A 2,045-nucleotide genomic window follows, 5' to 3' on the forward strand; every position below is an offset into this window, starting at 1 on the left:
CAGCGCCTCGGTGATGCCGGGGAACTCGCACACCACGCGCTCCACCTCGGCGGCGGAGATGTTGAGGCCGCCGGAAATGATCAGGTCCTTCAGCCGGTCAACAAAGGTGAGCAGGCCATTCTCGTCCAGCGTGCCGATGTCGCCGGAATGCAGCCAGCCATTGCGGATCGTCTTGGCGGTCTCCTCCGGGTTGCGCCAATAGCCCTGCATCATGCCCGGCGAGCGCATCACGATCTCGCCGGGTTCGCCGGGATCGCAGTCGGTGCCGTCGGGTCGCACGACGCGCAAGTCCATGAAGATGTTGCCCCAGCCGCATTTCTCGGGCGCCGCCATGGCGAGATGCTCGGGCATCATCGTCGCGTTCCCACCAACCTCGGTCTGGCCGTAGATCTGGCGGATGGTGATGCCCTTGGCCTTGTACGTCTCCAGCAGCTGACGGCTGACGCGCGCGCCGCCAGCGGTGGCGAGCCTGATCGACGACAGGTCCGCGCCGGCGAACTCGGGCAGGGCGGCGATGAACTCGAAAAAGGCAGGCACCGCGCCGAAGCAGGTGATCCGTTCGCGCTCGATCAGCCGGAGCGCATCGGCAGGAACGAACTGCGGCATCATGTAGATGGTGCAGCCCAGGGTCGTATAGTGCATCAGCTGAACGAAGCCGGCCGATGTGTTGAGCGGCGCAAGGCTGATGATCCGCGATCCGGGTGCCGAGCTCGTCTCCTCCACCGCCCAGCTGGCGGCATAGGCCGTCATCGAGCGGTTGGTGAAGACCACGCCCTTCGGCTTGGCGGTGGAGCCGGACGTCGCGATGATGACCACCGGCGCGTCGGGTTGCGGATCGTGCGACGGGGTGACCGACGCGCCGTGGCGCAATGCGTCGATCTCCGCCAGGGCGCGGGGCGAAACGCCGGCGTCCGTCATGTTTCCGCTATGCGCCGGATCGGCGAACGAGATGGCCGGTTCGGTGGTTTCGACCAGTTCGGCGATCTCGCGCGGCTTATATCGGAAGTTCACCGGGTTGACGATGCCGCCGGCGCGGATCGTGCCCATGATCAGGGCGACATACGCAAGACTGTTGGTAGCGCAGATGGCAACCCGGTCACCCGGCTGGAGCCCATCGGCGATCAGCATCGCGGCGACGCGGCCCGACCAGTCGTGATAGTCGCGGTAGGTGAGCACATCGCCGTCGAGGACCACGGCCGGCTGGTCGCCGCGCATCCTGGCCCACCATGCGATGGCATTCGGCAACGTCTGCGGCATATCTTCCTCTCCGGCGTCGGCATGGCCGGCGCAGCTTCTCCTTGTCGACGACGAAGCTAAAAAGGCGCCAACCTAATAGCAATAGTTTTTCTTCGGCCGGGGCTTGTCGACATGCGCCCGATGGCGTTACCTATTCATCGTAGGTTGAGCGGCGCGAAATGCTGCCGACCCAGGGGAGGGCGCGCGAATGAGCTACGATTACGTGATCGTGGGGGCGGGAGCAGCGGGATGCGTGCTGGCCTATCGGCTGTCGGAAGACCCCCGGATCGTGGTGTGCGTGATCGAGGCCGGGCCGCGCGACACGCATCCGTTCATTTCCATGCCCAAGGGGCTCGCCAAGGTGATGGCCGATCCCAAGCACCTGTGGGCCTATGCCAGCGAGCCCGATGCCTGCACCGGCGAGCAATCCGAAATGTGGGTGCGCGGGCGGGTGCTGGGCGGATCCACCTCAACCAATGGCATGATGTACGTGCGCGGGCAGCCAGCCGATTTCGATGCGATCGCCGACGTGTCGAGCGACGATTGGAGCTGGAAGCATATCGGCGCGGCCTATGCGGCGCTGGAAGGGCATGAACTGGGCGCAGCGGAAACCCGTGGCGACGCCGGCCCGCTGAAGGTGACGATGCCGACGCTTCGCGACGAATTGTCGGAAGCGCAGATTGCCGCGGGCGTGGCGATGGGGTGGCCGCGCAAGGACGACGTCAACGCGCCCGACAATGGCGACGGGATCGGCTTCACGCCGCGCACCATTGCCGGCGGCAAGCGACAGAGCGCAGCGACCGCGTTCC

The 2,045-nt window shown here is 66.0% G+C and carries 2 protein-coding genes; one reads left to right on the forward strand and one right to left on the reverse strand.

The genetic code is table 11. The annotated features are described in order from the left end of the window. Window positions 1-1,257 (reverse strand): class I adenylate-forming enzyme family protein (locus VGD20_RS00015; protein ID WP_331132485.1); only part of this gene is annotated, 1,257 nt, incomplete at its 3' end. Window positions 1,258-1,444: 187 nt separating this feature from the next. Here VGD20_RS00015 and VGD20_RS00020 point away from each other — a divergent pair. Then, on the forward strand, window positions 1,445-2,045 hold a 601-nt coding region (locus tag VGD20_RS00020), incomplete at its 3' end, for a GMC family oxidoreductase (protein WP_331132486.1).

The sequence above is a fragment of the Sphingopyxis sp. genome, assembly GCF_036402335.1.
GTDB lineage: Bacteria > Pseudomonadota > Alphaproteobacteria > Sphingomonadales > Sphingomonadaceae > Sphingopyxis.